At 58.8% G+C, this 25,497-nt stretch carries 23 protein-coding genes; 11 read left to right on the top strand and 12 right to left on the bottom strand.

Features of this window, described 5'->3' with window-relative positions; translation table 11 throughout:
- Position 1: 1 nt before the first annotated feature.
- From KRX51_RS00825 to KRX51_RS00815, 3 genes are all read left to right on the top strand, one after another.
- Positions 2-337, top strand: coding sequence for a monovalent cation/H(+) antiporter subunit G (locus KRX51_RS00825; RefSeq protein WP_218361073.1), 336 nt, complete (start codon positions 2-4; stop codon positions 335-337).
- A 322-nt stretch (positions 338-659) separates the two neighbouring features.
- Positions 660-941, top strand: a complete 282-nt coding sequence (locus KRX51_RS00820; RefSeq protein WP_218361072.1) for a hypothetical protein — start codon at positions 660-662, stop codon at positions 939-941.
- Positions 942-1,051: 110 nt separating this feature from the next.
- Positions 1,052-1,630 (top strand): RNA polymerase sigma factor, encoded by a 579-nt coding sequence (locus KRX51_RS00815; RefSeq protein ID WP_218361071.1) that lies wholly within the window; start codon positions 1,052-1,054, stop codon positions 1,628-1,630.
- A 128-nt stretch (positions 1,631-1,758) separates the two neighbouring features.
- Here KRX51_RS00815 and KRX51_RS00810 read toward each other — a convergent pair whose 3' ends face one another.
- The 6 genes from KRX51_RS00810 to KRX51_RS00785 all read right to left on the bottom strand — a co-directional run bounded on the left by KRX51_RS00810 (position 1,759) and on the right by KRX51_RS00785 (position 11,614).
- Complete coding sequence (locus KRX51_RS00810) at positions 1,759-4,812, bottom strand: VWA domain-containing protein (RefSeq protein WP_218361070.1); 3,054 nt, start codon at positions 4,810-4,812, stop codon at positions 1,759-1,761.
- A gap of 108 nt (positions 4,813-4,920) precedes the next feature.
- The gene (locus tag KRX51_RS00805) at positions 4,921-5,772 is read right to left on the bottom strand and encodes a pilin N-terminal domain-containing protein (RefSeq protein ID WP_255549332.1); all 852 of its coding nucleotides are present in this window, start codon (positions 5,770-5,772) and stop codon (positions 4,921-4,923) included.
- Complete coding sequence (locus tag KRX51_RS00800; protein ID WP_218362192.1) at positions 5,772-6,692, bottom strand: class C sortase; 921 nt, start codon at positions 6,690-6,692, stop codon at positions 5,772-5,774. Before KRX51_RS00800 ends, KRX51_RS00805 begins: the two co-directional genes overlap by 1 nt.
- Positions 6,693-6,973: 281 nt before the next feature.
- On the bottom strand, positions 6,974-8,494 hold the full coding sequence (locus KRX51_RS00795; RefSeq protein WP_218361068.1) for a SpaH/EbpB family LPXTG-anchored major pilin: 1,521 nt from the start codon (positions 8,492-8,494) through the stop codon (positions 6,974-6,976).
- Positions 8,495-9,155: 661 nt separating this feature from the next.
- The gene (locus KRX51_RS00790) at positions 9,156-10,184 is read right to left on the bottom strand and encodes an aspartate-semialdehyde dehydrogenase (RefSeq protein WP_218361067.1); all 1,029 of its coding nucleotides are present in this window, start codon (positions 10,182-10,184) and stop codon (positions 9,156-9,158) included.
- 164 nt (positions 10,185-10,348) lie between these two features.
- Entirely contained in the window at positions 10,349-11,614 is a 1,266-nt protein-coding gene (locus tag KRX51_RS00785; protein ID WP_218361066.1) for an aspartate kinase, read from the bottom strand.
- Positions 11,615-11,836: 222 nt separating this feature from the next.
- Here KRX51_RS00785 and KRX51_RS00780 point away from each other — a divergent pair, with 222 nt between their 5' ends.
- Positions 11,837-12,700 carry a DMT family transporter gene (locus KRX51_RS00780; protein ID WP_218361065.1) on the top strand — a complete coding sequence of 288 codons (864 nt, stop codon included), beginning with the start codon at positions 11,837-11,839 and terminating at the stop codon, positions 12,698-12,700.
- 619 nt (positions 12,701-13,319) lie between these two features.
- Here KRX51_RS00780 and KRX51_RS00775 read toward each other — a convergent pair.
- The 3 genes from KRX51_RS00775 to KRX51_RS00765 are packed head-to-tail and all read right to left on the bottom strand — an operon-like array spanning position 13,320 to position 15,329.
- Positions 13,320-14,105: a hypothetical protein gene (locus KRX51_RS00775; RefSeq protein ID WP_218361064.1), complete on the bottom strand. Its 786-nt coding sequence runs from the start codon at positions 14,103-14,105 to the stop codon at positions 13,320-13,322.
- 26 nt (positions 14,106-14,131) lie between these two features.
- Positions 14,132-14,671, bottom strand: coding sequence for a hypothetical protein (locus KRX51_RS00770; RefSeq protein WP_218361063.1), 540 nt, complete (start codon positions 14,669-14,671; stop codon positions 14,132-14,134).
- Complete coding sequence (locus KRX51_RS00765) at positions 14,634-15,329, bottom strand: ATP-binding cassette domain-containing protein (protein ID WP_218361062.1); 696 nt, start codon at positions 15,327-15,329, stop codon at positions 14,634-14,636. The genes KRX51_RS00770 and KRX51_RS00765 overlap by 38 nt, the downstream gene beginning before the upstream one ends.
- A 690-nt stretch (positions 15,330-16,019) precedes the next feature.
- Between KRX51_RS00765 and leuA the strand changes: the two genes are divergently transcribed.
- Together leuA and KRX51_RS00755 are read left to right on the top strand one after the other, a co-directional pair.
- Complete coding sequence (gene leuA, locus KRX51_RS00760; protein WP_218361061.1) at positions 16,020-17,843, top strand: 2-isopropylmalate synthase; 1,824 nt, start codon at positions 16,020-16,022, stop codon at positions 17,841-17,843.
- Between the two features lie 6 nt (positions 17,844-17,849).
- The gene (locus tag KRX51_RS00755) at positions 17,850-18,881 is read left to right on the top strand and encodes a DNA polymerase III subunit epsilon (protein WP_218361060.1); all 1,032 of its coding nucleotides are present in this window, start codon (positions 17,850-17,852) and stop codon (positions 18,879-18,881) included.
- Here the strand turns inward: KRX51_RS00755 and KRX51_RS00750 are convergent.
- A complete protein-coding gene (locus tag KRX51_RS00750) occupies positions 18,878-19,687 on the bottom strand; it encodes a siderophore-interacting protein (protein WP_218361059.1) in 810 nt (269 codons plus the stop codon). The genes KRX51_RS00755 and KRX51_RS00750 overlap by 4 nt on opposite strands.
- Before the next feature lie 139 nt (positions 19,688-19,826).
- On the opposite strand from KRX51_RS00750, the gene KRX51_RS00745 reads away from it, so the two are divergent.
- Genes KRX51_RS00745 through KRX51_RS00725 form a run of 5 tightly spaced genes read left to right on the top strand, consistent with a single transcriptional unit; the run spans position 19,827 to position 24,496 of the window.
- On the top strand, positions 19,827-20,825 hold the full coding sequence (locus tag KRX51_RS00745) for an ATP-binding cassette domain-containing protein (RefSeq protein WP_255549331.1): 999 nt from the start codon (positions 19,827-19,829) through the stop codon (positions 20,823-20,825).
- Positions 20,822-21,583, top strand: coding sequence for an ABC transporter permease (locus KRX51_RS00740; RefSeq protein ID WP_218361057.1), 762 nt, complete (start codon positions 20,822-20,824; stop codon positions 21,581-21,583). Before KRX51_RS00745 ends, KRX51_RS00740 begins: the two co-directional genes overlap by 4 nt.
- On the top strand, positions 21,576-22,391 hold the full coding sequence (locus KRX51_RS00735) for an ABC transporter permease (RefSeq protein WP_218361056.1): 816 nt from the start codon (positions 21,576-21,578) through the stop codon (positions 22,389-22,391). Before KRX51_RS00740 ends, KRX51_RS00735 begins: the two co-directional genes overlap by 8 nt.
- 27 nt (positions 22,392-22,418) lie before the next feature.
- Positions 22,419-23,747: a MurT ligase domain-containing protein gene (locus KRX51_RS00730; protein WP_255549330.1), complete on the top strand. Its 1,329-nt coding sequence runs from the start codon at positions 22,419-22,421 to the stop codon at positions 23,745-23,747.
- Positions 23,744-24,496 (top strand): type 1 glutamine amidotransferase, encoded by a 753-nt coding sequence (locus KRX51_RS00725; protein ID WP_218361055.1) that lies wholly within the window; start codon positions 23,744-23,746, stop codon positions 24,494-24,496. Before KRX51_RS00730 ends, KRX51_RS00725 begins: the two co-directional genes overlap by 4 nt.
- Here the strand turns inward: KRX51_RS00725 and recR are convergent, their stop codons facing one another.
- Positions 24,497-25,144, bottom strand: coding sequence for a recombination mediator RecR (gene recR, locus KRX51_RS00720; RefSeq protein WP_218361054.1), 648 nt, complete (start codon positions 25,142-25,144; stop codon positions 24,497-24,499).
- A gap of 8 nt (positions 25,145-25,152) precedes the next feature.
- Entirely contained in the window at positions 25,153-25,488 is a 336-nt protein-coding gene (locus KRX51_RS00715; RefSeq protein WP_218361053.1) for a YbaB/EbfC family nucleoid-associated protein, read from the bottom strand.
- Between the last annotated feature and the right edge of the window lie 9 nt (positions 25,489-25,497).

Raw genomic sequence — 25,497 nt, 5'->3', positions numbered from 1 at the left:
CATGGTTGGCACAATTCTTGTCACTACGCTTTTCGCTTTCGGAGTTCTGGCCGGTTCGCTGTACCTATTGGGCGCGGTTATTTCTATGTGGCGGGCGCACGATGCGCTTTCCCGGCTCAATCAGCTTTCTGCAGGCATTACCGTAGGCATTCCATTGCTGGTGCTGGCGAATGTGTTGCTCGATTGGGATGCAGGCCGGTTGACGATCGGTCGTGTGCTCACCGCGGGTATCGCGATTATTGCGATGTTGGTGGTCTCTGCGGTTGCGTCGCAGGTATTGGGTCGCGCAATTCTTGGAATTAGGGATGGTTCTGGGGAGGATTCTGCCCCCCATTAGTCCTAGGTTTTCTCGGCGAGGTCAGGCCGGGCCGATCTAGACAACTTATTCCACCCTCATATGGGGCTACATCTTGTGTATCTTCATAGTTATTCAAGCTCTCCTGCCGACGCTGTGACCATGGCATTTACCAAGCGCACACCGTAATTTTGCCTACTATCTCCTTTTAGCTACCGGATGTTACATCTAGTGTTTGCGGACTTTGCCCGGATCTCATAACGTCTTTGGCACCACCACAAAGGCCGTGGCACCAGCGTCGAGCAGGGTGCGCCCTACGGCAGGTGCGTTCAACCCAACATTTTGTTTTTTCAAGGAGCCTGTAATGGATAATGCCGTCGCAATCATCGATGCGCTTGCCCCCGACACCGTAATTTTCCCGGATCTGCCGTTCGCCAACGTTGAGGAAATCAACGGCGACGTGAACTTCGGTTCCTCCTTCGGCGACGTGAACCTGCCGTTCGGCAACGATGCCTTCGATATCTCGTGGGATGAGTCCACCCACGACTCCAACGACGACAACCACCAGATCCACGATTCTCACGACCGCATCCTGAGCCCCTCCGGCGTTGAGGCTCCCGAGGCTGCTGTCGCAAACGACGCATAGGCTTAGATCCATACTGAGCTCCACAACCCTCTCCCGCACTATGCGGGAGGGGGTTTTGGCCTATTTGTAGCGCCCTTGGCAGGTGATTATTCATTGCTATAGTTAGCTCCATGCCGCAGCACTGCAGTGAGGATTCGGTCACGCGCTTGGCCCTACAGGCCGGTCGCGGTGATGCCGATGCGCTCAGTGAATTTATTCGCGCCACTCAGACTGATGTGTGGCGCTTTTTTGCCCATCTTGCGGACCCCGATATTGCCGACGATCTCACCCAGGAAACGTATCTACGGGTAATGGGGGCTTTGCCTCGATTCGCTGCCCGGTCCTCTGCACGAACGTGGCTTTTGTCTGTAGCCCGCCGGGTGTGGGTCGATTCTGTACGCCATGATTTGTCGCGTCCTCGAAAGTCGACCGTCACTTTAGAGGACGCAACTGATTCTGTTGTGGGTAGCTCGGAGAAAAATTCTTCCTGGGCGGATTTAGTGGACGTCAAGATTTTGCTTGATGGCCTTGAGCCTGCGCGACGCGAGGCGCTTATTCTCACTCAGGTGCTGGGGTACTCGTATCAGGAGGCCGCAGAAATCGCGAACTGTCGAGTCGGCACGATTCGTTCTCGGGTATCCCGGGCACGTAATGACCTTATTGCCGCTAACCGCCTTCAGGGCCAGCACAATCACTCTTCCAGCGCTTAAGTATTGGCGGGGCATCTCACCTCCGCCCCATTCTGGCTTCGGACAATCCGGCTAGTAATACAGAAAAATCCTCCGCAGCACTTGTAGGTGCTGCGGAGGATTCTTTTGGCTCAGCGGGAAGGACTCAGCTAGCTGAGCTGCTTGCGCATCAGCGGAATAGCGGCAGCTATGACCGCTAGTGCAGCTAAGACGAACGGCAGCTGGCCACTGCCGCCGGTCTTGGGCAGGTTACCGCCTGAGCGGACGTCTGCGACCTGCGCAGTCCACGTGTACTTCGCGTCTGCACCGGACCCGGAGGTCAGTTCCACAATCCCGCCGTCGGCTGTGCCGTTGGCAAGAGTGAACACGTAGCCGTCAGTTGTGCCCTCTACGTCGATGAACACTGGCTGCGCGAGGAGGTCGTACCCTTCGGGCGCTTCGGTCTCAACGAGGGCATATTTGCCGGGGGTGATATTGCCGATATCGGCGACATCACCATCGTTGAACCGGTAGTTGTCATCGGTGCGGTACAGCGTGAAGGACGCACCATCTATCGGCTGGGGGTCCGAAATATTACCTTCGGCATCCTTGTCGAAGACGACCTTATTTATACCGAGGGCAGCGTTTTTGGGCCTACGGAGTCCAACGCAGGCGTAGCTGTTCTCGAAGCGATCCTTCTTGGACAGCGCTGCGTTGCCGACACCGCCTCTGGCCGGGGCTTCGCCCATCTTCTTTTCAGCGTCTTCTGGGGCTTCACACCGCTCGACTTCTTCCCAGTTCACTGCTCCTTCGCCTTGGAGCTGGACCTGAATCGGAACCGTGATGTTGAAGACAGCTGATTTCTGGGCTTCGACGAGAACGTTTTTCGCGAGGGTGAACTCGTTGTTCTTAATATTCTTCGTCGGAATTTCGCCTGCGGCCTCGGTGACCGTCACTCCATTAGGTGCCTTGACCGAGACTTTCACCTTCGAGTCCCCACCAGCAAGGCTGACACCCGTCGGCAACAACAGCTGGTCGGTGATGACGCCCGTTTCGACGTCGGCTGCATCGGCTTCATCGCCGCCTGCAACGTTCACCTGGTAGGTAAGCGTGCCACGGCCGTCAGGGGTTATTTGGGCAGCCTGGCCGTCGCCGTCACCATCTACCGGCGTTTTCGTGACCGTAGCCCGATTTTGTTTATTGACAGCCGTACAGGTGACTCCGCGGTAATACTTGTCGAGGTTCAGCGGGAAGGTGACACCGACGTACTTGTCTTTGCCGTTGTTTTCTTCCCATGACGTGTTCGTGACAGGAATACTTTCCTGGCTCACTTCGCCGTTTTCATCGCCGACCTGCCCGATGCAAACAAGGTTATTGCCGCCGTTCTTCTGAATGGCGTAGCCACCTGTTTGACGCTCGCCAATGCGGATATTATCGACCTCATCGATGAGCTGACGAACGGCACGCACCTTAGCGATGCCATCAGCATTGGTCTTTTCGTTTTTACGATTAGTGGGAGCTCCCGCGTTCACATCGTCTTCAACTAGACCATTAATATCCTTGTCTTTGAGGTAGGAATTAATCGCGAAGTCCCAGTTTTCCCCTGGGCTCTCTTCACCCTTCTCATTAACAATATTCTTCTGAATAGTAATGATGCCTTCACAGGGCGACTGGATGATTTTCTTCAGCTTTTGAACAGAGTTATCGTAGCTGTCGACGAAGTAGGAGGAGGTTGGGTCAGAAATCTGCGCCAACATCACCTCAGGAGTCAAACGCTCCGGGAATCCGTTTCGATTGCGAGCCGACCAGTAGTACGGGAGATCATTGACTCGGGCCTGGCCACGACTTTCCCAGGGAATGTCCGCCCTAGTACTTGAATTGAAAATGCTGACATTTCCGGTATCGCTGGTAACGCGACGGAACTGCTGCGCAGACTTAGCAAAGAGACCATCATCTCCCCTGAAAAAGACGTCACCCTCTTTTGCTGAAAATCTCTGATCAAGCTCCATATACTTCACTTCATCGCGAAGAACCCACTGTGCTTCCGGGACTTTGTCGACCATAATGGGAACGACTCGGGTACCGGACTGCTTCAGCCGGTTAGCGGCAGCAATAGCGTTATCAATATCGCTAATATGAGTGAAGGTCTGAACATCGTTTGCGACGTACGATGATGTCGAATTAGCGCTATCTTTATAGGCCGTCGTGGGAACACCATCTGTGATGAAGTACACCACGTCATATCCTTGAGTGACCTCACCTGCGCCATCAGTTTGCTTCAGCGGTACGTCTTCTAAACCAGCCTGCCAGTTGGTGCCTTTATAGCCTGAGGGGCGATCTTTGAGGTTATCAATAACTTGACGAGCCTCAGAGACACCACTGGGCTGAGTTAAATCATGCCTTTGTGCTGATTTTGCAGAGGCAATAGAAGGCGCATCGGTAGCGAAGTTGTAGACGCCGATTCTCGAGTTAGTGCCGGCGAGCTTGGACACAACACCCTTGCCCGCTTCAGCAGCTTTTTCACGCTCGCCTTCGTTTAGAGAGCCGGACATATCGAAAACCAGGGCAATGTTCAGCGTCCGGCCACACTTCAGCGGCACCGGAGGGTTAGCAGCAGGGGAATTACGCAGCCAGTCCGGGTTACCGGAAGTACGCTCAACGAATTTCTCTAATTTACCGTAGGTGGTGTTATTTGGCGGTTCGGCCGGCTGCGGGCCTCTACCCGCAGCTCGAGCAACGCGAGAACGTCCTGCGCGATCCCGCTCTTCTTCTTCGCGCTTTTTGTCCTCTTCGTCCTGCTTGCGCTTTTCTTCCTCTTCGCGCTTCTTGTTCTCTTCGTCCTGCTTGCGCTTTTCTTCTTCGCGCTTCTTCTCTTCGTCCTGCTTACGCTTTTCTTCTTCGCGCTGACGTTCTTCTTCCGCGCGCTGCTTATCGGCATCTGAAGGAGCCGGTTCGGCCGGCCGCTGCGTGGAGGACGTTTCCGGAGCTGAGGTCGACGGTCGAGGAGGCTGCGGCGTAGCAGTCTCACGGGTTGGTTCCGGCGTAGTCGATTCGCTGGTGCGCTCCGGGGCGGCGGACTCGCTAGCCGAGCTAGTCGTTGTTTCGTCGATATCGTCGGCCGCAGCTGCGGGCACGCCGGCAGCTAAGAGCCCAACGGTGGCGCATACGGCAAGCAGCCGACGCTTTGTGGCCCTGTGCTTGGTGGCCTTGCTGGAGGATGCCATTACTCGGCGTTCCTTTCTTCGCTCCGGAAATACGCTACGCGGATTCTGTTACGGAAAATAGTTAATTCTTGTGCGTAGTTGCACGGCATATATTGACTGATAGTGCGATTAACCACGTCGGTCGCCTCGCTTACCAAGCCGGAGGAACAGCAGGCCAGCGCCGAGCAATACAACGGCTGCTCCTGCAATACCCATCACGGCCGCGCCGGTCACCGGTAGGTCTCCGCCGCCACCGCCGCCGCTGGAGCCATTGTCACCGTCATCATCAGAATCGCTGGAACCGTCATCGGAACCATCACCAGGGGTGTCATCGGAACCATCGCCTGGACTATCACCCGGATCGTTGTCTGGGTCATCACCTGGTCCCGGCGTCGGGTCGTCACCTGGTCCCGGCTTGGGGTCGTCAGTGTGGCCATCGGGCTTCACCAGCAATACCGGGTCACATGTCCATGCGTCACCTGCACCGACCGGGACAGTAACCAAGAACGGCTCGAAGGTCATGTACCGGTATTCGGTGTTATTGGGCGGCTCGGCGGTAACCAGATAAAGTCCGCGCTCAAGACTGTTGAACGTTGCGCGACCGCCATCATCGGTGGTCGCGGAATGCGGCTCTGCGAGTTCGGCTTCCTGAGCTTCGGCGACAGTCATGGACTTCGCGCGTTCCCAACCTTCGGCAGTTGCTAGATCAACACCCTGCACGCGAGCGATTGTGAAGGTTGTCCCAGACACCGGTCCAGCTGGCTTTTGCCCGGCTGGGGTCTCGTCGTGGGGATTGCCCGTAGGTATCTGCAGCGCAAGTGAGAGGGATTCACACTCTGCTGTGGTGGCTGGGTTAAGGCCATCCGTGTTGCCAGTGATGGTGCGGTCGACCGCGTATGCATTCACCGGAATAATTGATATACCGGCAGCTACTGCCAGCGCCGTAAACCGTGAGGTTTTAGAAACTTTAAGGCCGCTCATCAGAACTGCTCCTGTCCGGGGGTCGTCGAATTATCGACGTAGTCAGCGCTGTTTTCGTTATTCCGGCGCATTACCTTACGAATCCACAGGGCGAGCATGAGCAGAATCAAGACTGCTACCGCAACGATGACCCACATCCACCACTGCCAGTGCAAACCGGAGTCCTCGAAGGCGCTCGCGTCCTCAGGATCGAGGGGTACGCGGTGGCCAGTAACCAGCAGACGGTGAGTGTTGATGCCATACGGAGTACACGTCACCAAGGTGACGAGGTCTTCACCTGCTACGGGCTTCAGGCTGTCTGTTTCTTCGGGCAGGACCACGCGAATATCGTGAACTTCGTACTTGAGCTTCTCGCCGGCAACAGCAAGGTAGAAGGGGTCACCCTTTTTGACATCACCGAGATTGTCGAACAGCGTCGCATTGGTCAAACCAGTGTGACCCGTGAGTACGGAGTGCGTATTTTCGCCACCCACTGGCAATTCAGAACCATAGAGGTGACCGACACCTCGCTGGAGGGTGTCTTCCCCGGTACCGTGATAAATCGGCAGGTCCACCTGGGCGGCCGGAACGATAATTCGGCCCATGACCTCGTGAACCGCTAGCTCTTTGAGATACGCCTGGTATTCGACGTTATCGCTACTAATTCGAGCAAGCCAGGGGTCCAAGATCGGGCCGGTGCCGCGCTCGGCGTTATAACGGTGAGCGCTTTCCCATTCTTGGCTCAACACGGCCGGGTCAGTGTTCTGCTCGAGTTTGGAATATTCCTGAGCAGCTCGCAGCTGCTGGGCGTTATTCCATTGGGTAGCAACCACTGGGTAGAGCAGGATGAGTAGCCCCAGGAGTACTAGGACGACTGGTAGCAGTATCTTTTTTAAGCTGCTACCCGACGACGGTTTTGGTTGATCTTCCTCAACCACAATCTGAGAACCATATTCCCGCACTGACGCACTCCATTACTTGCTCCGCCAAAAGCACGCAGGTGCGTACTTGTCGCGTTGATTATTTGAGTAATAACGCACTGCGTCCGTGGCCCATAGATGCGTATAGCGTTTATTTGCCGCTCATACCACTACTGGCGATAGGACACAGTGCCCCAGGAGGTGCCGTCCATTTGGACGACACCTCCGGCCCTCTAAAACCTAGAGGTGTTGGGCCACAATGCAGCCCAACTTCCTACCCATTATTCGGGCAGGTGTTCTCTTTAGGCCTCAGAGCTGTTGCGCTTGGCCAACCATGCACCGACACCGACGATGATGGCACCAAGGGCGGCAAGAATGCCGATACCCATGCCACCGGTGCTCGGGAGACGGGTACCAGCGTCTTCAATGTTGACCACATTCTTGGTGTAGGTCTTGGAAGGCTCCTGGCCTTCACCCTGGCTAGCAAGCTGGGGCTGGGTGAACTCAACCTCTACCGGCTCAGCAAGCAGCTCGTAGCCCTCAGGCGCCTCGGTCTCAACGAAGCAGTACTTCATCGGGCCCGAGGTGACCTGCTCACCGTTCTTGTAGTCAGCAACACGCAGACCCTTAACAGTGATCATGCCAGCCTGGTCAGTGACGAAAACGGTCTCGCCGCCCACCTCAACCTGATCGCCGAGGTTGTCCTTATCGGAGCACTGGTAGAGCTCGAACTTGGCGCCCTGAAGCGCTTCGTCGGCCTCGTTGGTCTTCTTCAACTCAAGGTTGCCGAAGACGCTCTCAACTTCATTGGTGGGCGTGGTGGTATCACCGGAACCGTCACCATTGTTATGGGTGGTGGTCGCTTCGTTCTTCAGAGAAACGCCGCCATTGGGGTCGACGTCCTTGCCCTCAACGCCCTTGAAGGTCGGGGTCAGGGTGGTCACCAGGGTGCCGCCGCTTTTACCCAACTTTTCCCTGCCAGCTTCAGTCAGCGTGACAGTGACGACCTTGGTATCACCCTGGTCGTCGATGGCGACGGTGTAATCGTCATTGGCCGTAAGAGCCTCGCCGCCTTCGACCTGAACCGAAACATCGCTTGCTGCGACGTCGAGCAGGAGACCATCAAGGCGGTCGGTCACGACGTACTTGGACATCGTGTCGCCCTCGGCGACGGTCGGGATAGCCGACTTAATCGTGTAGGTGATCTTCTCGCCGGCCTGGACGTCGTTGTCGTTGACTTCCTTGACGTCATCCTCAGTCTTGGTGTTCTTCGGGTAGACGTGGACGTCGTAGTTCCAGCCGGTGCGGTCGTTGTTGGTCATCGGCAAGAAGACCAGGAACGGCTTAGCAGGCTTGAAGCCCTCCGGAGCCGCAGTCTCCTCAACGAGGTAGACACCTACGTCGAGACCGGTGAACTCGGCAACGCCCTGCTCATTGGTAGTGATGGACTCGCCGTCGCCAGCAAGCTTCTGCTTGGCCTGCTCGACAGTGAGCTTCGTGGCTGCCTGAACCTCTGCGTTGTTCGAGTAAGGCTGGTTGACCTTCGTGACCCTGAACGTGGCACCCGCAAGGGTCTCACCGGGGACACCGGTCATCTCTTCGCCAGTGTGGGTACCCGACGCGTTTGCACCATTTTCGAGCTGCTGCTTGTGAACGGTCAGCGAGGTCTCGGCGTCGAAGTTAATCGCGGAGGCCGGGGCCTGGGCCGTAGGCGTGGGACCCTGAGCGACTGCCATCGGAGCGGCGAAGGTACCGGTTGCCAGAGCCAGGCCAGCAATGGCGGAGAAGGTTACGGAGCGAAGCGTGCGCTGCGACTTGTTCATAGAAACAACTTTCTGTCTTGCCGGATGTCCCGGCGGGAAAATAGAACCCGAGTAACGACCAGTGCGGTAATCGGAATAACCACTGCACGGGCGTGAGAAATACCCCTCAGCCGCAGTTCCACACGATTCCCCAGCGGGAAACCGCTGGACGATTCGTTACGAGATTCTGCAGTCGCCAGAAATACTTCTCACACGACACAGCACTGCCTGGGCAGCACCATGTTCTTCCTGAACCGTAGACCAGGCCGAAGATGGCCGACAATGGATAGCGCCGAGCGGCCGATATCGCCACCCCCGTTATTTTTTGCCTGCTACGCACTGCCGACAGCCGCCGGCACAGCGGTTTTTCAGCCCACGACACCCACGTTTTTATAAGAATGTGGTTACTTATTCCCATTCGCAGTTTTCGGCCACTGCGCACGACCTGCAACTTCATCGTTCGCAAAAATTAATTAAGTCTAACCTATCGTTTTTTCGCTAGTTAATACATAAGTCGAACGATTGAATTTGGACCGACATAAATAATGTCCTATCACCCCCGTTACGTGACTTATGTCACATTTTTAGGGCAGTCAGGCGATGCAGGCAAAGAAATACCCCTACCGGTATTTCCGGTAGGGGTATCCACAAAAACATCACACACGCTCGGCGTGTAGGCCGCCTAGAGCAGCTCCGCGATCTGCACGGTATTCAGCGCAGCACCCTTACGCAGATTGTCCCCCGAGACAACCAACACCAGGCCGCGCCCCTCCGGCACCGACTGATCCTGACGAATCCGCCCCACCAACGACGGATCCACACCAGCCGCAGCCAACGGGGTAGGAACATCAACAAGCTGCACGCCCGGAGCGTCGGCAAGCGCACCCTGAGCCTGCTCCGGAGAAATAGCCGAGTCGAACTCCGCATGAATCACCAGGGTATGACCAGTGAAAACCGGGATACGCACACACGTACCGGCAACAGCCAAGTCGGGAAGATTAAGAATCCGCCGCGACTCATTGCGCAACTTCTGCTCTTCAGCAGTCTCCAGCGAACCATCATCGACGATATCGCCCAACATCGGCACCGCATTAAAAGCAATGGGAGCCGCATTCGGCCCAAGATCATCAGCCGTCAAAGCCGAACCATCAAGAACCAACTGCTCCATAACATCCAGATTCGCGCGGGTCTGCTCAATCAACGTCCGCACACCCGCCACGCCCGAACCAGAAACCGCCTGGTAAGACGCGACCTGCAGCCGCTGCAAACCAGCAACATCATGAAGCGGCTTCAACACCGGCATCGCAGCCATCGTGGTGCAATTCGGGTTCGCAATAATGCCCTTAGGCAGATCCCGAGCCGCCTCCGGATTGACCTCAGAACAGATCAACGGAACATCCGGGTCCTTACGGAAAGCCGAAGAGTTATCCACCACGGTCGCGCCCGCCGCAGCGAAACGCGGCGCCTGCGCACGCGAAAGCGTCGCCCCAGCAGAGAACAAGGCGATATCAATACCCGCCAACGCACTATCAGGGGTGTCGTTAATATCCTCGACTACAACGTCCTCGCCCCGGAACTGCAACACAGTGCCCGCAGAGCGAGCCGAAGCGAAAAACCGCACCTTCTCCGCCGGAAAATTACGTTCCTCAAGCAGGGTACGCATAACCCGACCCACCTGGCCGGTGGCGCCAACAACAGCGATAGTCGTCATCGGTAAACTCCTTCGCCCCGGACCACCCGCTCACGACACACGCGGCGGCAGCCATACAGACGGAATAGGCGGCAATAATTAGCAGTCACGATACGCCCTAGCGTCAGCCCACTGGGCTAAGCAGGCCAGCGCGTCGCAAGATTTTCGCCCTTAACTACACGGCACTACCGGCCCGTGCCGGCATACACCGTTGCCTCTTCTTCCCCACCGAGCTCGAAAGCCTCGTGCAAGGCACGCACCGCATCATCAACATCGGTATCGCGAACCAGAACCGAAATGCGGATCTCAGAAGTAGAAATCAACTCAATATTGACGTCGGCCTGCGACAAAGCCTCACAGAACGTGGCAGTCACACCAGGATGCGACTTCATGCCCGCACCAACCAAGGACACCTTGCCGATGTGATCGTCGTAAGTCACATCCTGCCAGCCGCCGTCTTCACGCATAGCGGTGAGCAGCTCCATGGCACGCGGACCATCAGCCTTCGGGCAGGTGAACGTGATATCGGTGCGGTTATCCGCCAGCTTAGAGACATTCTGCAACACCATGTCGATGTTGATCTCCGCCTCAGCAACGGCACGGAACATCCGCGCGGCATGACCCGGCTCATCCGGAATGCCCAACACGGTGACCTTCGCCTCCGAAGCATCATGAGCGACGCCAGTTAGCACTGCTTCTTCCACAGGAATATCCTCCACTGATCCAGTAACGAGTGTGCCCAGCTCATTGCTATAGGACGAACGCACCCGAAGCGGCACATTAAACGCGCGCGCGTACTCCACGCACCGCAACTGCAAAATCTTCGCACCCACCGCAGCCATCTCCAACATCTCGTCAAACGAGATGGTCTCCAGGCGCTGCGCATTCTTCACAATGCGCGGGTCGGCGGTGTACACACCATCGACGTCGGAATAAATCTCACACACATCAGCTTCCAACGCCGCGGCCAACGCAACAGCGGTGGTATCCGAACCGCCACGGCCCAAAGTGGTCACATCGCGGGTCTCCCGGTTGACGCCCTGGAAACCGGCGACCAAACAAATATGGCCCTCATCAAGTGCTTGCTGCACCCGCCCCGGGGTGACCTCAATAATGCGGGCATTACCGTGCCGTTCAGTGGTAATCACACCTGCCTGCGAACCCGTAAAAGAACGCGCCGACGCGCCAAGCGAGGCAATCGCCATCGCCACCAGCGAGTTCGAAATACGCTCACCAGCAGTGAGCAACATGTCCATCTCACGAGCTGGGGGGACCGGATTGACCTGGTTAGCCAGGTCCAGCAAATCGTCGGTGGTGTCACCCATTGCAGAGCACACCACCACAACGTCATTGCCCTGCTTCTTCGCTTCGACAATGCGTTCTGCGACGCGGCGGATGCGCTCTGCGCTCTCCAAGGACGAACCGCCGTACTTCTGCACGACCAATGCCATGTGCTGGCTCCTCGAACACTGCTGTGGTTTCGGCCCGGCCGCTAAGCCATTAACGCGCCAGGGCCGTGATGTCCATTACACCGTACAACAGCACTAGGCCTTGATCCCGAACGGCAACATGGGTTTAACACTGGGCGCGCCACCAACGGGTGTGACCACCCCCGCCACGCCCCAACCGGCCCATCACCGCCACACAAACCACGCACCGGTAGTCTATGGCGCGTGCATAATCCGCTCATCGCCGTCACCCTCGGTCTCGCTGCGGCCTTGAGCATCGCTTTTGGCACCGTCATCCGTCACCAACTAGCCGATACCGTCCCCGACGAATCCGGGACCTTCAGCGGCGTCATCGACGTGATCAGCAGACCCCGATGGTGGGCCGGCCTAGGTCTGGCTCTTGCCGGCTACGGCCTGCAGATAGCGGCCCTCGCCTTCGGCTCACTACTGCTGGTCCAGCCGCTTCTGGTGATGAAACTCATGTTTACGCTGCCGCTATCAGCCCATATCAACGGCCGACGGATCTCCGTCGAAGAAGGATTCTGGGCCACAGTACTCACCGTCTCCGTCGGTGTACTCGTCATCCTGGGCCGTCCACTGCCAGGTGCCTCCCAACCCCCACTGAAAATCTGGATTCCCGCCCTCGTCGTCGGTGCGGTCGTGTTCTTCTTCATGCAGCGCAGCGCAGACCGCATGGGCAACGGCGAACGAACCCCCAAAGCACTCACCCTCGGCCTGGCCACCGGCCTGCTCTACGGCTACGTGGCTGTATTAAGTAAGGCCGTCATTGACGTAGGAGTGCACGAAGGCACCGTGGCACTGCTGATCTCCTGGCAACTATGGCTGCTGATCGCGCTGGCCCTCATCGGCGCCGGCGTACAGCAGGCAGCTTTTAATGCAGGACCGCTGCGCACCAGTCTGCCGGCGATGAGCTGCGGTGAGCCGATCATCGCGTTCATGCTGGGCTATATCGTGCTCGGCGAGCGGTTCCAGGTCGACGGCAGCGGGTGGTACTGGTTGCTGCTGGCACTGATCGGCATGATTGTCTCCACCGTGTATTTATCAAGCGACCGAACCGTGAAGAACTAACCGGCTTCTCTTTCGCCTCTGCTACCAGCCCGAATCGCCCTTGACTCCACGAACGCTGAACAGCGCGGCAGCCACCCCAACGGCCATAGCGGCTATTACCCACCGGTGTGTCGGATTCGGGGCGCTGATGAGCCAACCACCCGCCCATATCGCGCTGACGGTATTGGCTGTATAACCAATCACCAACACGAGAGCAAATCCTACTATTGGCGCAAAAATTCGATTGAGAATCGTGCCTACACCAACGACAACCGACCAAGAAACAAAAAGACCGGAAGGTTGATCCTCATTGGCAACCCGGCATTAGCACCAACAAACGCTCTGGCAATGCAAGACGCACCCAAGAGAATTAAAAGCCAAAGCCCTTCACCCACACGGGCAAGCAAGACTTGAGGCTCCCACATCATGCCGCCGGGTCGTAAACACAACAGACTCCAGCAGCCAAAAACCGGACCGGTAAACAGAGCTAACTTAGCGTGCACTGATACGCCTCCCACCAAGGGGAAGCTACCCAGCAGATAGAAGACCGCCAAACTCGCCATAAAGGCACACACAAGTGGATAATTAAGGCCAACCTTGATGTGGGCGCGCACTCCCTGGAAAACGAGTTCTACCAGCCTCAGAATTCGCACCGCTTAAGCTTCTCCATACTCTTACTCAAGATTTCAGCAGCACCCGCGCGACGTTCCCGCCCGGCATGGTCATCGAGCAGTATTACACCCGCTTCGACGGCGGAGAAATGCAGCTCTAGATACTTAGAACTAGGCCCTTCTTCGGAATGCAGAACCGCACAGCGCGCCGGATAGGTTAGACCTTCCATGAAGGATTCCACAGTGACGTTGCTCCTAGGATCTGCAAGCTCTGAAGGGGTTGGTTGCCAGCCTGCGATATCGGGCGCCTCGCGTAGCGCCCAGGTCGCATTGGTAGGAGCTGGCCCGCCGGCGGCAGTTGGCCCGTACGCCTCAATAACAGAAGCTGGAACCACGTTGTCCACTCCAAAATTTTTAGCAGCCTCTCTCAACTGCAAGTTGCGGGTGTCGAGATTGTCTAAAAACCGAATATGTTGAGCACTAGTGCAAGTCCGTGGCAGGGGAGTCCCGCCCACACACGTTAAGTCATTACGTGAACTAAAACGTTCTGAAGACAGTTGGAACGAAGGACTCACCCCCGCGATAACCGTCAAGAAAAAAACAACGACCATCGCTCCAACAGTTGAGCCTTGCTCTTTAAAGCCGTCGGTTTCATATAAACCTTCACTACGGCCACGTTGGGCTAACAGAAAAGCAGACAGACCAACAAGCGCCAGAGCGAAAAACGCCTGGACCGCTAACGTCGTGGGGACTGGCTCAAGTCCGAGCAAACTACCGCTTGCACCCCCAAGCAGAACAAGGCTTGAGGATTCCATGCCTACGAAGCACAGTCCGGTGACAACTAATGGCGTGAGGACCAACCCAATACCGGAAAATAAGCGCTAAGAGTAACGGCCAACAGGAGGAGAGCTACATACCAAAACCACGCCACCAAAAAATGAAGAAGCACGGTAGCAACCATCTCGTTGGCATAGTGTGGCCAGAATGTGGCTCCAAAAATGAAAGCACCGAAGAGCGGCAGCGAAAATCCTGCGATTAAGAAAGCCGAATACCGGATTACGTAACGGTTCCACAGCTTCCCAGCAACAAGAACACTTTTGCTTCTAGGTCCAAATCGGAACCACCCGTCGATCGCGATAGCCACCGATGTCAAAACCGCAGCCGGGATCGCATTACCCTCAATCCATTGAGCTGTGGTGTAGTACTCCCCACGCCAAGACCAATTACCTATCAAGAAAGCAAGTTGCGAAGCGATCCCAGAAACGAGCGCAACTAAAGGGCAATAGAAGTAGTTACTACTATCTTTAGGCTTTTCACGGAAATCCTTCCTAAAACCCCGGAATTTATGCGTTTCGACGCGTCCAGTATCGATAAGCAGCAAGTTTTCTACTATCTCCGGTTTCGACCTCAAGGTGCGCCCTAGAAAGAAACCCTGGCGGCGAACCATCAAAAGTCATCTTGCCTGCCGCAAGAACCACAACGCGGCAGATATCTTCATTTAGATCGGTTAATTCATGACTTGAAAATAAGACAGGAATACGCTTTCCAACTTCGGTTATTGTCGCGCGTAAATTTTCTCTCTGATCCACATCAAGGCCAGCCGCAGGTTCGTCAAGCAGTATTACTTCAGGCTGCCCCAAGGTCGTCAAGGCCACAGAGAGTCGGCGTTTCATTCCGCCCGATAGCGCACCACAACGCTCATCGATTCGTTCAGTCAGGTCCGCTACCTCGAAAACATTCCGGACTGCCAGTTCTAGCTTTTCGCCTTTCATACCACGCTGCCAACCAACGAATGCCGCAACGTCTCTCAGCCTGGAAAAACGCGGTAGCGTTTCTTCCTGCTTAAGCAGCGATACTCTGCAACCTTCCTTTCGGAGAGTATTGGCTAGTTCGCCCAAAAATAAGCTTTTGCCAGCACCGTTACCGCCCAGCAGCAGCACAGAGCCTGGCGAGATTGAGCCGAGGTCGACAGGGCCAAGTTGAAACTTTCCAACGCGCTTAGCTACCGATGGCAGCTCCAATTGTTCACCCTGTTGCATTTTTACCTCCTAACGCGATTACCCTCATCCACGCAAGGGTCGGGCCTGAATCGAATGTTTTCGCACTCTCTTACCTTGACCGATGTCTCGCCGTGGTGGTTGCGAGAGGCACATTTTGCGTACTCGAACGCCAACCAGGAGAGTCGGAACTGAGTCCCCTGCTTGGTCGATATGGTTCAGAGTTCGTTCACCTGCCCAATCTCATTCAGTTCGGCTCGTCCAGGTATCACCGCCCGATCTGGGCTTACCATCAGCAATAGCGCAGCAGTATCCGCGAACGATCTATGTACGACGTTTTTCACATACTTAGCCCTCTCCAAACACTTAATGAGCTTTTCCACTCCCCGTGGATACGTCAACCCTCAACATTCGTTTGTAATGTTTTCGCAACCATCCTTGGTCGACCTTCGGTTGCAGACGCGTCACGCGCCCCTCCTCGCTGTGTGCGCAAACCCTAGGTACCTACCCACATCTTGGTTCCGCGAGACAGTAAGCCCGAGGCTCGCTTTTTCCGCGAGAACTTCGCCTACACCGCCGCTCGGTTGTATGCTGCCCCTATGCAACAGCGCGTGCTTCTCCTTCCATGCCGCGGCGGGGCCTAACAAGACCGGCTTCCCTTCCGCGGGGATTCATTGGGGCCGGTCACTCGTTACAAACCCGTCCGCTATCACTCGAGGAAGAACAAGCACCATGACTTCTCCTGACGCATTTATCTCCGCACCTGCCCGCATCACCACCCCGAACGGTGACATCCCCGCTGACCAGCCCGCCTGGAATAAGCAGCGCAACTCGGCAATGCCCGCCCACCGTTATGAGCCCTATGACGTAGAGGTTCAAGACTTCCAGCTGGCTGACCGCACCTGGCCGAATAACCGCATCACCTCCGCCCCGCAGTGGTGTGCGGTTGACCTGCGTGATGGCAACCAGGCGCTGATCGACCCGATGAGTCCGGAACGCAAGCGCCGCATGTTCGATCTGCTGGTGCAGATGGGCTACAAGGAAATCGAGGTTGGTTTCCCCTCGGCCTCCCAGACGGACTACGACTTCGTCCGCGAGATCATCGAAAAGGATCTGATCCCCGATGATGTGACCATCCAGGTGCTGGTCCAGGCCCGCGAGCACCTCATCCGCCGTACCTTCGAAGCCTGCGCTGGCGCAAAGAACGTCATTGTGCACTTCTACAACTCCACCTCGATCCTGCAGCGCGACGTTGTGTTCCGTAAAGACAAGGAACAGATCAAGAAGATCGCTACCGACGCCGCCGAGCTGGTCACCTCCATCGCCAAGGACTACCCCGGCACCAACTGGCGCTGGGAGTACTCCCCCGAGTCCTTCACCGGCACCGAGGTTGAGTACGCCAAGGAGGTCTGCGACGCGGTCATCGAGATCCTCGATGCCACCCCGGAGCACCCGGTCATCATCAATCTGCCGTCCACGGTGGAGATGATTACCCCCAACGTCTACGCCGACTCCATTGAGTGGATGAGCCGCAATATCGCCCGCCGCGACTCAGTCATCCTCTCCCTGCACCCGCATAATGACCGCGGTACCGGCGTGGCCACCGCAGAGCTGGGCTACCTGGCCGGCGCGGACCGTATCGAGGGCTGCCTGTTCGGCAATGGTGAGCGCACCGGCAATGTCTGCCTGGTCACCCTGGGCTTGAACATGCTGGTCCAGGGCGTTGACCCGCAGATTGATTTCTCCGATATCGACCAGGTGCGCCGCACCGTCGAATACTGCAACCAGCTGCGTGTCCCTGAGCGCCACCCCTACGGCGGCGACCTGGTGTTCACCGCGTTCTCCGGCTCCCACCAGGACGCTATTAATAAGGGCCTGGATGCGATGGCCGAAAAGGTTCGCCCTGGCGCCAGCGTCAAGGAGCTTTCCGACGCAGAACTGCGCGAGGTTGTGTGGGAGGTTCCGTACCTGCCCATCGACCCGAAGGATGTCGGCCGTTCTTATGAGGCGGTTATCCGCGTCAACTCCCAGTCCGGCAAGGGCGGCGTGGCCTACATCATGAAGACCGACCACGGCCTGAACCTGCCGCGCACCATGCAGGTGGAGTTCTCCAATGTTGTTCAGCACGTCACCGACGCCGAAGGCGGCGAGGTTAACTCCAAGGCGATGTGGGATATCTTCGCCGGCGAGTACCTGGATCGTGAATCCCCGCTGGAGACCATCTCCATCACTGTCGATGCCGCCCAGACCGAGTCCGATGAGACCCGTGTCAAGGCCCGCCTGAGCCACCGCGGCACTGAGCAGGTCATTTCCGGTGTCGGCAATGGCCCGCTGGCTGCTCTGGCCAATGCCCTGGAGAGCCTGGACATCAACGTCGAGGTGCAGGAGTACGTCCAGCACGCCCGCACCGCCGGTGATGATGCTGAGGCAGCCGCCTACGTGCTCGCCGATGTCAATGGTCAGAAGGTGTGGGGCTGCGGTATCGCCGGTTCCATCACCTACGCCTCGCTGAAGGCTGTGCTGTCCGCAGCGAACCGGGCCCTGGCGGAGAAGTAATCCGACGTGTCTGACCAGCCCAACGCACCAGGCAACGCCCCCGTCAAAGACGGGGAATACGTTGCTGTTTCCGTGCGTGCTTCAGGGATTCATCCCAAGACCGCACGGATGGTTGCGTTGGGTGTGCAGGTGTTCACCGCCGACGGCACGGTGCACAAGACCTGGCATTCGACCTTCACTATTGGTGAAGATCCCGGGCCTGAACACCTGCATAATCTGCGCCCGGAGGATTTACACAATTCCCCGCGCTTCGCTTCGAAGCTGCGTGAGGTCTGCAATCTGATCGATGGGCGCACTGTGGTGGCCCACCATTCCCCGATGGTGTGGGGTTTTATCGTCGAAGAGGCCCGCCGCGCCCGGGTGGCCGCCAACCGGAAGAACCGTGGCCGCCGAGACCGGGGTCGCTCACGCAAGCGTGGTGGGCGCCCGCCGCGCCCGTCGGCTGTTGTCGACACCCTGGCCACTGCCCGAATCCAGGGCACTGTGTTCAGTGACCGGCGCTTATTTGCGGTTGCCCGCAGCTATGGTGTTGTCGCCCCCGACCCAGTAGCGACGGTGGACAATATTGAGGTGTTGGAAAAAGACCGCACTATCGCCGAACTCAACGCGGTGCGCGAGCTTTTCCTCGCCCAGCGCAATGACACCACACATCCCGTCTTGTCCTGGGCCCCGTCGGAATTGCGCGCAGACCCGGTGGGTTTGCAGCGTTCGGCGGTGCGGGTCGACGCTATGGAGGCTCCACGCCCGGTGGCGAACCCAGGCCGGTATCAGCCCGGTCATGCCCTGCAGACTGGTATGGAATTCGCTATCGCCCCGGAGATTTCTATCCCCGGTGACACTCTGATCGCCGCCGGGGTGGCTGCTGGCTTGGCCTACTCAGAAAAAGTCACCCGGGAAACCTCCGTTCTGGTGTGTAACCAGCCTGCCGATATCCCCCCGGACGCTTTTACCGGCAAGGCAATGCACGCCAAGCGCAAGGAGATTCCGCTGGTTGCCGACGAGGCTTTTCTGCGGCTGGCCGCCGATCTGCAGGATTAGTCCCGGTCAATCCAGTAGGCCTGCTGCTTAAACCCGGTCTTGCGGGGTAATTTCCAGTCGTTTTTCACGATCTTGGCGATGCAGCGGGTGCGCTTATTATCGCAGTGAATCCACGCGAACCGGCGCACCCCGTCGCCCGGATCAGCCACCGCCGCCCGCGCCGCAGCGACGATTTCAGCCTGCTCCGGTTCAACGTCGGCACGCGGCAACCAGGTGAGGGTATCGCCTGGAAGTATCGGCAGCGGGATATCCGGGTCGTCGTCATGCTGTTGTTCTAGGAATACCCGGGCGGGTGCAGGCTCCCCATCTCGGTGCGGTGGCCGTGCCTGTAATAAGTCAGAGATCGCTGGCACCGAGGCGGTGTCTCCGAAGTAGAACCACTCTGCAACGTCGGCGGCGTCGTCGGGAAGCTCATTTTTTGATCCCATCGCGGTGCAATGAATGGTGTCTCCCGGCTGGCACCGCCGCGCCCACCACGGGGCCGGGCCGTCGTGGATAGCGAAGGCGATGGTGCCCTGGTTGGTGGCCGGATCGGTGTCAATGATGGTGTATCCGCGCTGGCGTAGCTCATCGACATCTCCGGCAGCGGGCAGTGGGCCGTTGCCCTCGGCGCTGGTGGCGTTGCATACGGGCACCCACATGCGAATCCACTGGGCGGGGTGCGGCGGGTGGTCATTGAGTAATCCACCGAGGTCAAAGCGTACTTTCCAGTACCCGCTGGTGATTTCTGCGCAGTCGATAACGGTCAGGGTGTAGTCGTCTGCGCCGAGCAGTTTGAGTACCACGCCCTCGATTCCGCGCCCCATCCCAATCCTTTCTGTGGCCCATACCTTTATGTGCGTGCCGAGGTTACTCTTGCCGCCACCTAAGCGGTAGCGATATTGTTATGCACGCCTATCCCCTATGGCGGTTAGTAATTCTGTTAGCCGAAAGGATGCGGGTCATTTGAGCACCCCAGACACCAACGACCTCATTCTCGATATCCGCGATCTGCACTGCCACCGCGGCACCGGCAATAAACGCGCCGAAATCCTCCGCGGCATCAACCTCACCATCCCCCGCGGCGGCATCCTCGCCGTCCTCGGCGCCAACGGTGCCGGCAAAACCACACTCATCAATGTGCTGTCCACCCTGCTGCCCGCCTCCTCAGGCACGGTGATGATCAACGGGCACGACCTCGCCACCAACCCCGCCGGTATCCGCTCCTCCATCTCCTTAACCGGCCAATACGCCGCAATCGACCAGGAACTCACTGGCCGCGAAAACCTCATCTACTTCGGACGCCTGATGGGCCTATCCAAATCCGAAGCCACCGGACGCGCCACAGAACTACTCACCACCTTCGACCTATCCGCCGCGGCAGACTCCAAAGCCTCGGACTACTCCGGAGGCATGCGCCGGCGCCTCGATATCGCAGCCTCGCTCATGGTGCCGCCGGCCCTACTCTTCCTCGACGAACCCACCACCGGCCTGGACCCGGCGGCCCGACGTTCGGTGTGGCAGATGATCCACGCCCTCGCCTCCGACGGCACCGCCATCTTGTTGACCACCCAGACCCTCGAAGAAGCTGACGCCCTGGCCGACCGGATCGCCATGCTTGCCGACGGCAAGGTCCTCGACGAGGGCACCCCGGCCGAACTCAAAGACCGCTACGGCGCCACCACCTGCCGGATCGCCATGCTGGACCAGGACACCGCGGAACAGTTCACAGCCACCCTCACCGAGCGTGGCTTCACCGCCCACTCAGCTGACGGGGTGGTCTGCGTCGACGCCCCCGACGGCTACCGCACTCTGGTTCACGCCCTGGCCGAATGGACCGGTGATGACAACACCATCGTCGATGCCGGGCTGGTGCCCGCCACCCTCGATGATGTGTTCTTCGCCATCGCCGACTCCGGTGATATCGCCCGGCGCGGCACAGAAACGAAGGAGGCGGGTCAATGAACCCCGGTGGCGCAGTAGCCGCCGGCTGGCGGCGCGATACTTTGCGGGTATTCCGCAATCAGGCGGTGATGGTCTCGGCGCTGATTATTCCCAGTTTGTTTGTGTGCGCGTTCTACGCAACTTTTTCCCTCACCGCGCAGTCCATTGGCTTCAACTACGCCAACTTCCTCTTACCTGCCGGCATGATCCAGGCGACCATGTTCACCGCCGGCGGCTCCGCTTTGGCAGTGTCCCTCGACGCGGAAAACGGTATCCACTCCCGCATCCTGACCACCCAAACCCCCACCTGGACTATCGTCGCCGCCAGGTTGCTGGCTGATCTCACCCGCCTGTCCTGGTCCGGTGGTGTGGTCATTATCGTCGCCATGCTGCTCGGCGCCCGGTTCGAAGGCGGTTTCTGGCGCACCGTGGCCCTATTTGGCTTATTCGTGGTTTTCGCCATCGTGGTGTCCGGCTGCATCGACGGGGCGTGTTTATTGACGAAAAAACCGACCTCTACTGCCATGTTGTTCCAGGGCATGGTGCTGGTCATCATCATGTTCTCCACGGCTTTCGTGCCCGCGGAGGCCCTGCCGGATTCCATCGCACCGGTCATCACACACGTGCCGCTCTCCCCGATTCTCGACACCGCCCGCGCCCTCATGGGCGACGGGGACCTCGGCAGCACCGCCATTGAGGCTGCCGCCTGGTTGGCCATCATGACCATCATCGCCATCTGGGGATTCACCCACGCCCTGTCCCGGAGGAACCATGTCTAAGGCCACCCCCACCGTCGGTGCCATGGAACTGACCATGGTGCACTTCACCCGCAATATCCGGGTCATGCTGCGCGACTCCGCCGTGGTGGTCAACACGTTGGTCGTCCCCGCCATGTCCTTCATCGTGATGCGTGTTCTTTTCGGTGAACTCATGTCCACCGCCCAAGGCGTCGGCACGCTCGATGTGCTGCCCCTGACGGTGATGCTCATTATCAACTCGCAGATGATTTCGGCCCAGGCCTCGGCGGCCTACGCCCTGCGCGAGCGGCAACGCGGCATGCCCGCGCGCATTGCCACCACAACCGGCGGCATCACACCAATGCTGCTGGGCCGGTTCTTAGGCGATCTGGCCCGCTCGATTGCCTCCGGCATAACCGTCATCATCGCCGCATTCATCCTGGGGATGCGCATTCATACCCTCAGTGCTGGGCTGTGGCTGGCGGCTGTGCTCATCGTCGGTTCGCTTTTCGGCTCCGCGGCGGCAATGTTCATCGCCTCAGTGGGCACCACCCCAGAATCGGCGATGATCGCCACACCGCTGCTAATGGTGGTGTCTTTCCTCAACGCCGGCATGGTTCCCGCGGAGCGCTTCGTCGCAGCTGTGCGGCCCTTCGCCGAACTCAACCCGCTGACGTTCATGGTCAAGGCGGCACTGGCGTTCGATAACACCCGCACCGCCGAAGTCCTCGGCATCACAGATGGCGGGCACTACGCCCTGATTGCGTCAACGACGGTGCTGGGGTTGACCGCGGCACTGATTATCGGGGCGATGTGGTTCCAGCGCGGCGGCCGTCGCGTAATGGCCTAGTAACACCACGCGACTAGACTGCGCACCATGACCGAGCGCAGCATCCCCCGCGGCCCGAACCGGATGAGCCCCCGTTCCCGGCTCGCCGCCACCGCCGCCCGCGCCGCCACTTGGGCGTCCCGTACCACCGGGCGTGGCGCAGGCGGCATGATCGGTGGCCTCATTGCCCTGAAGATTGACCCCCATATTCTCGCCGGCCTCGGCGGTGGTCGCCCCGCGGCCATCATCACCGGCACCAATGGCAAATCCACCACCACCAGAATGCTAGCTGCGGCTATGCGTTCTGCCGGTACGGTCGCCACAAATGATGGTGGCGACAATATGGATGCTGGTGTGATCTCCGCGCTGCTGGCTGGCAAGGACGCCGACCGGCTGGTGATTGAGGTCGATGAGCTGCACGTGGCCCATATCGCCGCAGACCTCAAGCCCGAGGTCATTGTGATGCTGAACCTCTCCCGCGACCAGCTGGACCGCGTCGGTGAAATCAACACCATCGAACGCTCGCTGCGGGCGGCGGTGAATAACAACCCGCAGGCCACCATTATCGCCAACTGTGATGACCCCCTGATTACCGCAGCGGCCTGGGACGCCCCGAAGGTGGTGTGGGTCGCTGCTGGCGGCGGCTGGACCAATGACGCCACCAGCTGCCCGCGTACCGGCGGCGCCATCATCCATTCCGATGGTGACTGGTTCGCCTCGGAGCCGCTGCCCGATGGGGGCGAGTTCCGTCGCCCCACCCCGGACTGGACCGTCGACGCTCTTGGGGTGCAGTCCCCTGAAGGCACAGTGCACCCTCTAAGCTTGCGGCTTCCCGGCAACGCTAATCGCGGTAACGCCACCCAGGCGGTAGCTGCCGCCGTGGCGATGGGTGTTCCTACCTCCTCGGCGATTCGGGCAGTCTGCAGCGTTGATTCAGTGGCTGGCCGCTACTCCACCATCTCTGTCGGTGAGCATGAGGTGCGCATGTTGTTGGCCAAGAACCCCGCTGGCTGGCAGGAGGCGCTGTCGATGGTGGATCGCACCGCCGATGGTGTGGTGATTGCCGTTAATGGACATATCGCCGACGGCCAGGATTTGTCCTGGTTGTGGGATGTCCGTTTCGAAGATTTCGGCGATATCGCGGTCCGCGCCTCCGGTGAGCGGGCCACGGACCTGGCGGTTCGGCTGCTTTATGCCGATATTGAGCACCAGCGCATCGCCGACCCCGTCGAGGCCATCGCTTCGTGCCCGCCGGGCCGGGTGGAGGTTTTGGCTAATTACACCGCGTTCCGGGATCTGCGTCGCGCCATCGACCGCGACGCGACCACCGGCAATACTGAGCATGCGGCAGGCACCGCCGAGGAGGACTCGAAATGAGTGACACGCTACGCATCGGCCTGGTGCTTCCCGACGTGCTGGGCACCTATGGCGACGATGGCAATGCTCTGGTGTTGCGCCAGCGCGCCCGGATGCGCGGTTATGACGCAACGATTGTCCCCCTGCGGCTTTCCGACGCTATCCCCGACGACCTGGATATTTACACCATCGGCGGTGGTGAGGACGTGGCCCAGAAACTGGCTGTGAAACATCTTGCCGACGATGGTGGCCTGCTGCGCGCTATTGACGCGGGCCGGCCGGTGCTGGCGATCTGTGCTGGTTTCCAGGTGCTGGGCAATAGCTTCATCGCCGGTGGCGAAGAGGTCTCCGGGCTTGGTGTGGTCGATGTGGCCACCCATCCCCAGCAGGCCCGCAGCATCGGTGAGCTGGCCACGACCGCGCAGCTCGATGGGCTCAGTGCCCCGCTGACTGGTTTTGAAAATCACCTGGGGGCAACCACATTGGGCCCGGATGCGAAACCACTGGGCCTGGTGACTCGTGGTTTCGGTAACCCGGGTGCTTCTGGTGCCGGTAAGCCTGGTGCCACTGATGGTGCTGTGCAGGGTTCTGTGGTGTGCACCTATATGCACGGGCCGTGTCTGGCGCGCAACCCTGAGTTGGCGGACTTATTGCTCGCCCGCGCTCTTGGGGTGGAGGCCGATACGCTCACCGCCCTGGATTTGCCGGTGATTGACCGACTGCGGCAGGAGCGTTTCGCCGCGAAGGAACGCCCCAAAAGCGAGCAGTAGTTATACCGTGAGCCGGCCGCTGAGGGCGCGGGACAAAGTCAGTTCGTCGACGAACTCCAAGTCCCCGCCCAGCGGCATACCAGAGGCTAAGCGTGTGACCCGCAAGTCCGGGAAATCACGCAGCAACTTAGCGAGGTAGGTTGCTGTGGCTTCTCCCTCAGTATTGGGGTCGGTGGCGATAATGACCTCGTGGATGTCCGGGGCGTCCTGGTTGACCTCGGGGTCATCGGCGCTGGGGATATCCGGCAGTACCCCGCCGATACGTTGCAGCAGGGTGCGGATATTGAGTTCATTGGGGCCGATCCCGCCCAGCGGGTCCAGCGCCCCACCAAGCACGTGGTAGCGCCCCCGAAATTCGCCGGTGCGTTCAATGGCCTGCACATCGCGGGCTTCTTCAACAACGCAGATAAGGCCGAGATCGCGTTTGCGATCGGAGCAGGTGCGGCAGACTTCCTCGGCGGAAATATTGCCGCAGATCCGGCAGAAGCAGATCCCTTCACGCACGGCCGATAGCGCTGACTGCAGGCGGGTGATGTCCTCCGGTTCCACCTTCAGCAGGTGGAACGCGATGCGCTGCGCGGACTTCGGGCCGACGCCGGGCAGGCGGGAGAACTCGTCAATGAGGTCCTGGAATGGTCCTTCGAACACGTGGGTACTTACAGCCCCATACCCGGAAGACCGCCGCCGAGGTCACCGAAGCCCTGCGACAGCGGGCCCATCTTCTGCTCGGCGAGCTCAGAGACCTTACCGGTGGCATCCTGGAATGCGCCCAGGACGAGGTCCTGCAGGGTTTCCACATCGTCGGGGTCGACGACCTTGGGGTCGATGGTGATGTCCTTGATTTCACCGCCACCGGTCATAGCGATCTTCACAAGACCATTACCGGCCTCACCTTCGACGGTGCTGGCGATAATCTCCTGCTGGGCGGCCTGCAGCTGGCTCTGCATCTGCTGGGCCTGCTGCAGGATGGCGTTCATATCCGGCTGGTTCACTTCTTGTCC

Origin of the sequence: Corynebacterium sp. TAE3-ERU12 (genome assembly GCF_019209905.1) — a bacterium.
Classification (GTDB): Bacteria; Actinomycetota; Actinomycetes; order Mycobacteriales; family Mycobacteriaceae; genus Corynebacterium.
Note: the sequence above shows the minus strand (reverse complement) of the source record. Positions and strands in the feature narration are given on the sequence as shown.

Bases quoted from the DNA above. Each gene is read 5' to 3' on its own strand.
- KRX51_RS00765 (WP_218361062.1), bottom strand. From the start codon at position 15,329: ATGCAACAGGGTGAACAATTGGAGCTGCCATCGGTAGCTAAGCGCGTT.
- KRX51_RS00725 (WP_218361055.1), top strand. From the start codon at position 23,744: ATGAGTGACACGCTACGCATCGGCCTGGTGCTTCCCGACGTGCTGGGC.
- KRX51_RS00740 (WP_218361057.1), top strand. From the start codon at position 20,822: ATGAACCCCGGTGGCGCAGTAGCCGCCGGCTGGCGGCGCGATACTTTG.
- KRX51_RS00795 (WP_218361068.1), bottom strand. From the start codon at position 8,494: ATGAACAAGTCGCAGCGCACGCTTCGCTCCGTAACCTTCTCCGCCATT.
- leuA (WP_218361061.1), top strand. From the start codon at position 16,020: ATGACTTCTCCTGACGCATTTATCTCCGCACCTGCCCGCATCACCACC.
- KRX51_RS00825 (WP_218361073.1), top strand. From the start codon at position 2: ATGGTTGGCACAATTCTTGTCACTACGCTTTTCGCTTTCGGAGTTCTG.
- KRX51_RS00810 (WP_218361070.1), bottom strand. From the start codon at position 4,812: ATGGCATCCTCCAGCAAGGCCACCAAGCACAGGGCCACAAAGCGTCGG.
- KRX51_RS00730 (WP_255549330.1), top strand. From the start codon at position 22,419: ATGACCGAGCGCAGCATCCCCCGCGGCCCGAACCGGATGAGCCCCCGT.
- KRX51_RS00785 (WP_218361066.1), bottom strand. From the start codon at position 11,614: ATGGCATTGGTCGTGCAGAAGTACGGCGGTTCGTCCTTGGAGAGCGCA.
- KRX51_RS00750 (WP_218361059.1), bottom strand. From the start codon at position 19,687: ATGGGGCGCGGAATCGAGGGCGTGGTACTCAAACTGCTCGGCGCAGAC.
- KRX51_RS00815 (WP_218361071.1), top strand. From the start codon at position 1,052: ATGCCGCAGCACTGCAGTGAGGATTCGGTCACGCGCTTGGCCCTACAG.
- KRX51_RS00790 (WP_218361067.1), bottom strand. From the start codon at position 10,184: ATGACGACTATCGCTGTTGTTGGCGCCACCGGCCAGGTGGGTCGGGTT.
- KRX51_RS00820 (WP_218361072.1), top strand. From the start codon at position 660: ATGGATAATGCCGTCGCAATCATCGATGCGCTTGCCCCCGACACCGTA.
- KRX51_RS00735 (WP_218361056.1), top strand. From the start codon at position 21,576: ATGTCTAAGGCCACCCCCACCGTCGGTGCCATGGAACTGACCATGGTG.
- KRX51_RS00775 (WP_218361064.1), bottom strand. From the start codon at position 14,105: ATGGAATCCTCAAGCCTTGTTCTGCTTGGGGGTGCAAGCGGTAGTTTG.
- KRX51_RS00805 (WP_255549332.1), bottom strand. From the start codon at position 5,772: ATGAGCGGCCTTAAAGTTTCTAAAACCTCACGGTTTACGGCGCTGGCA.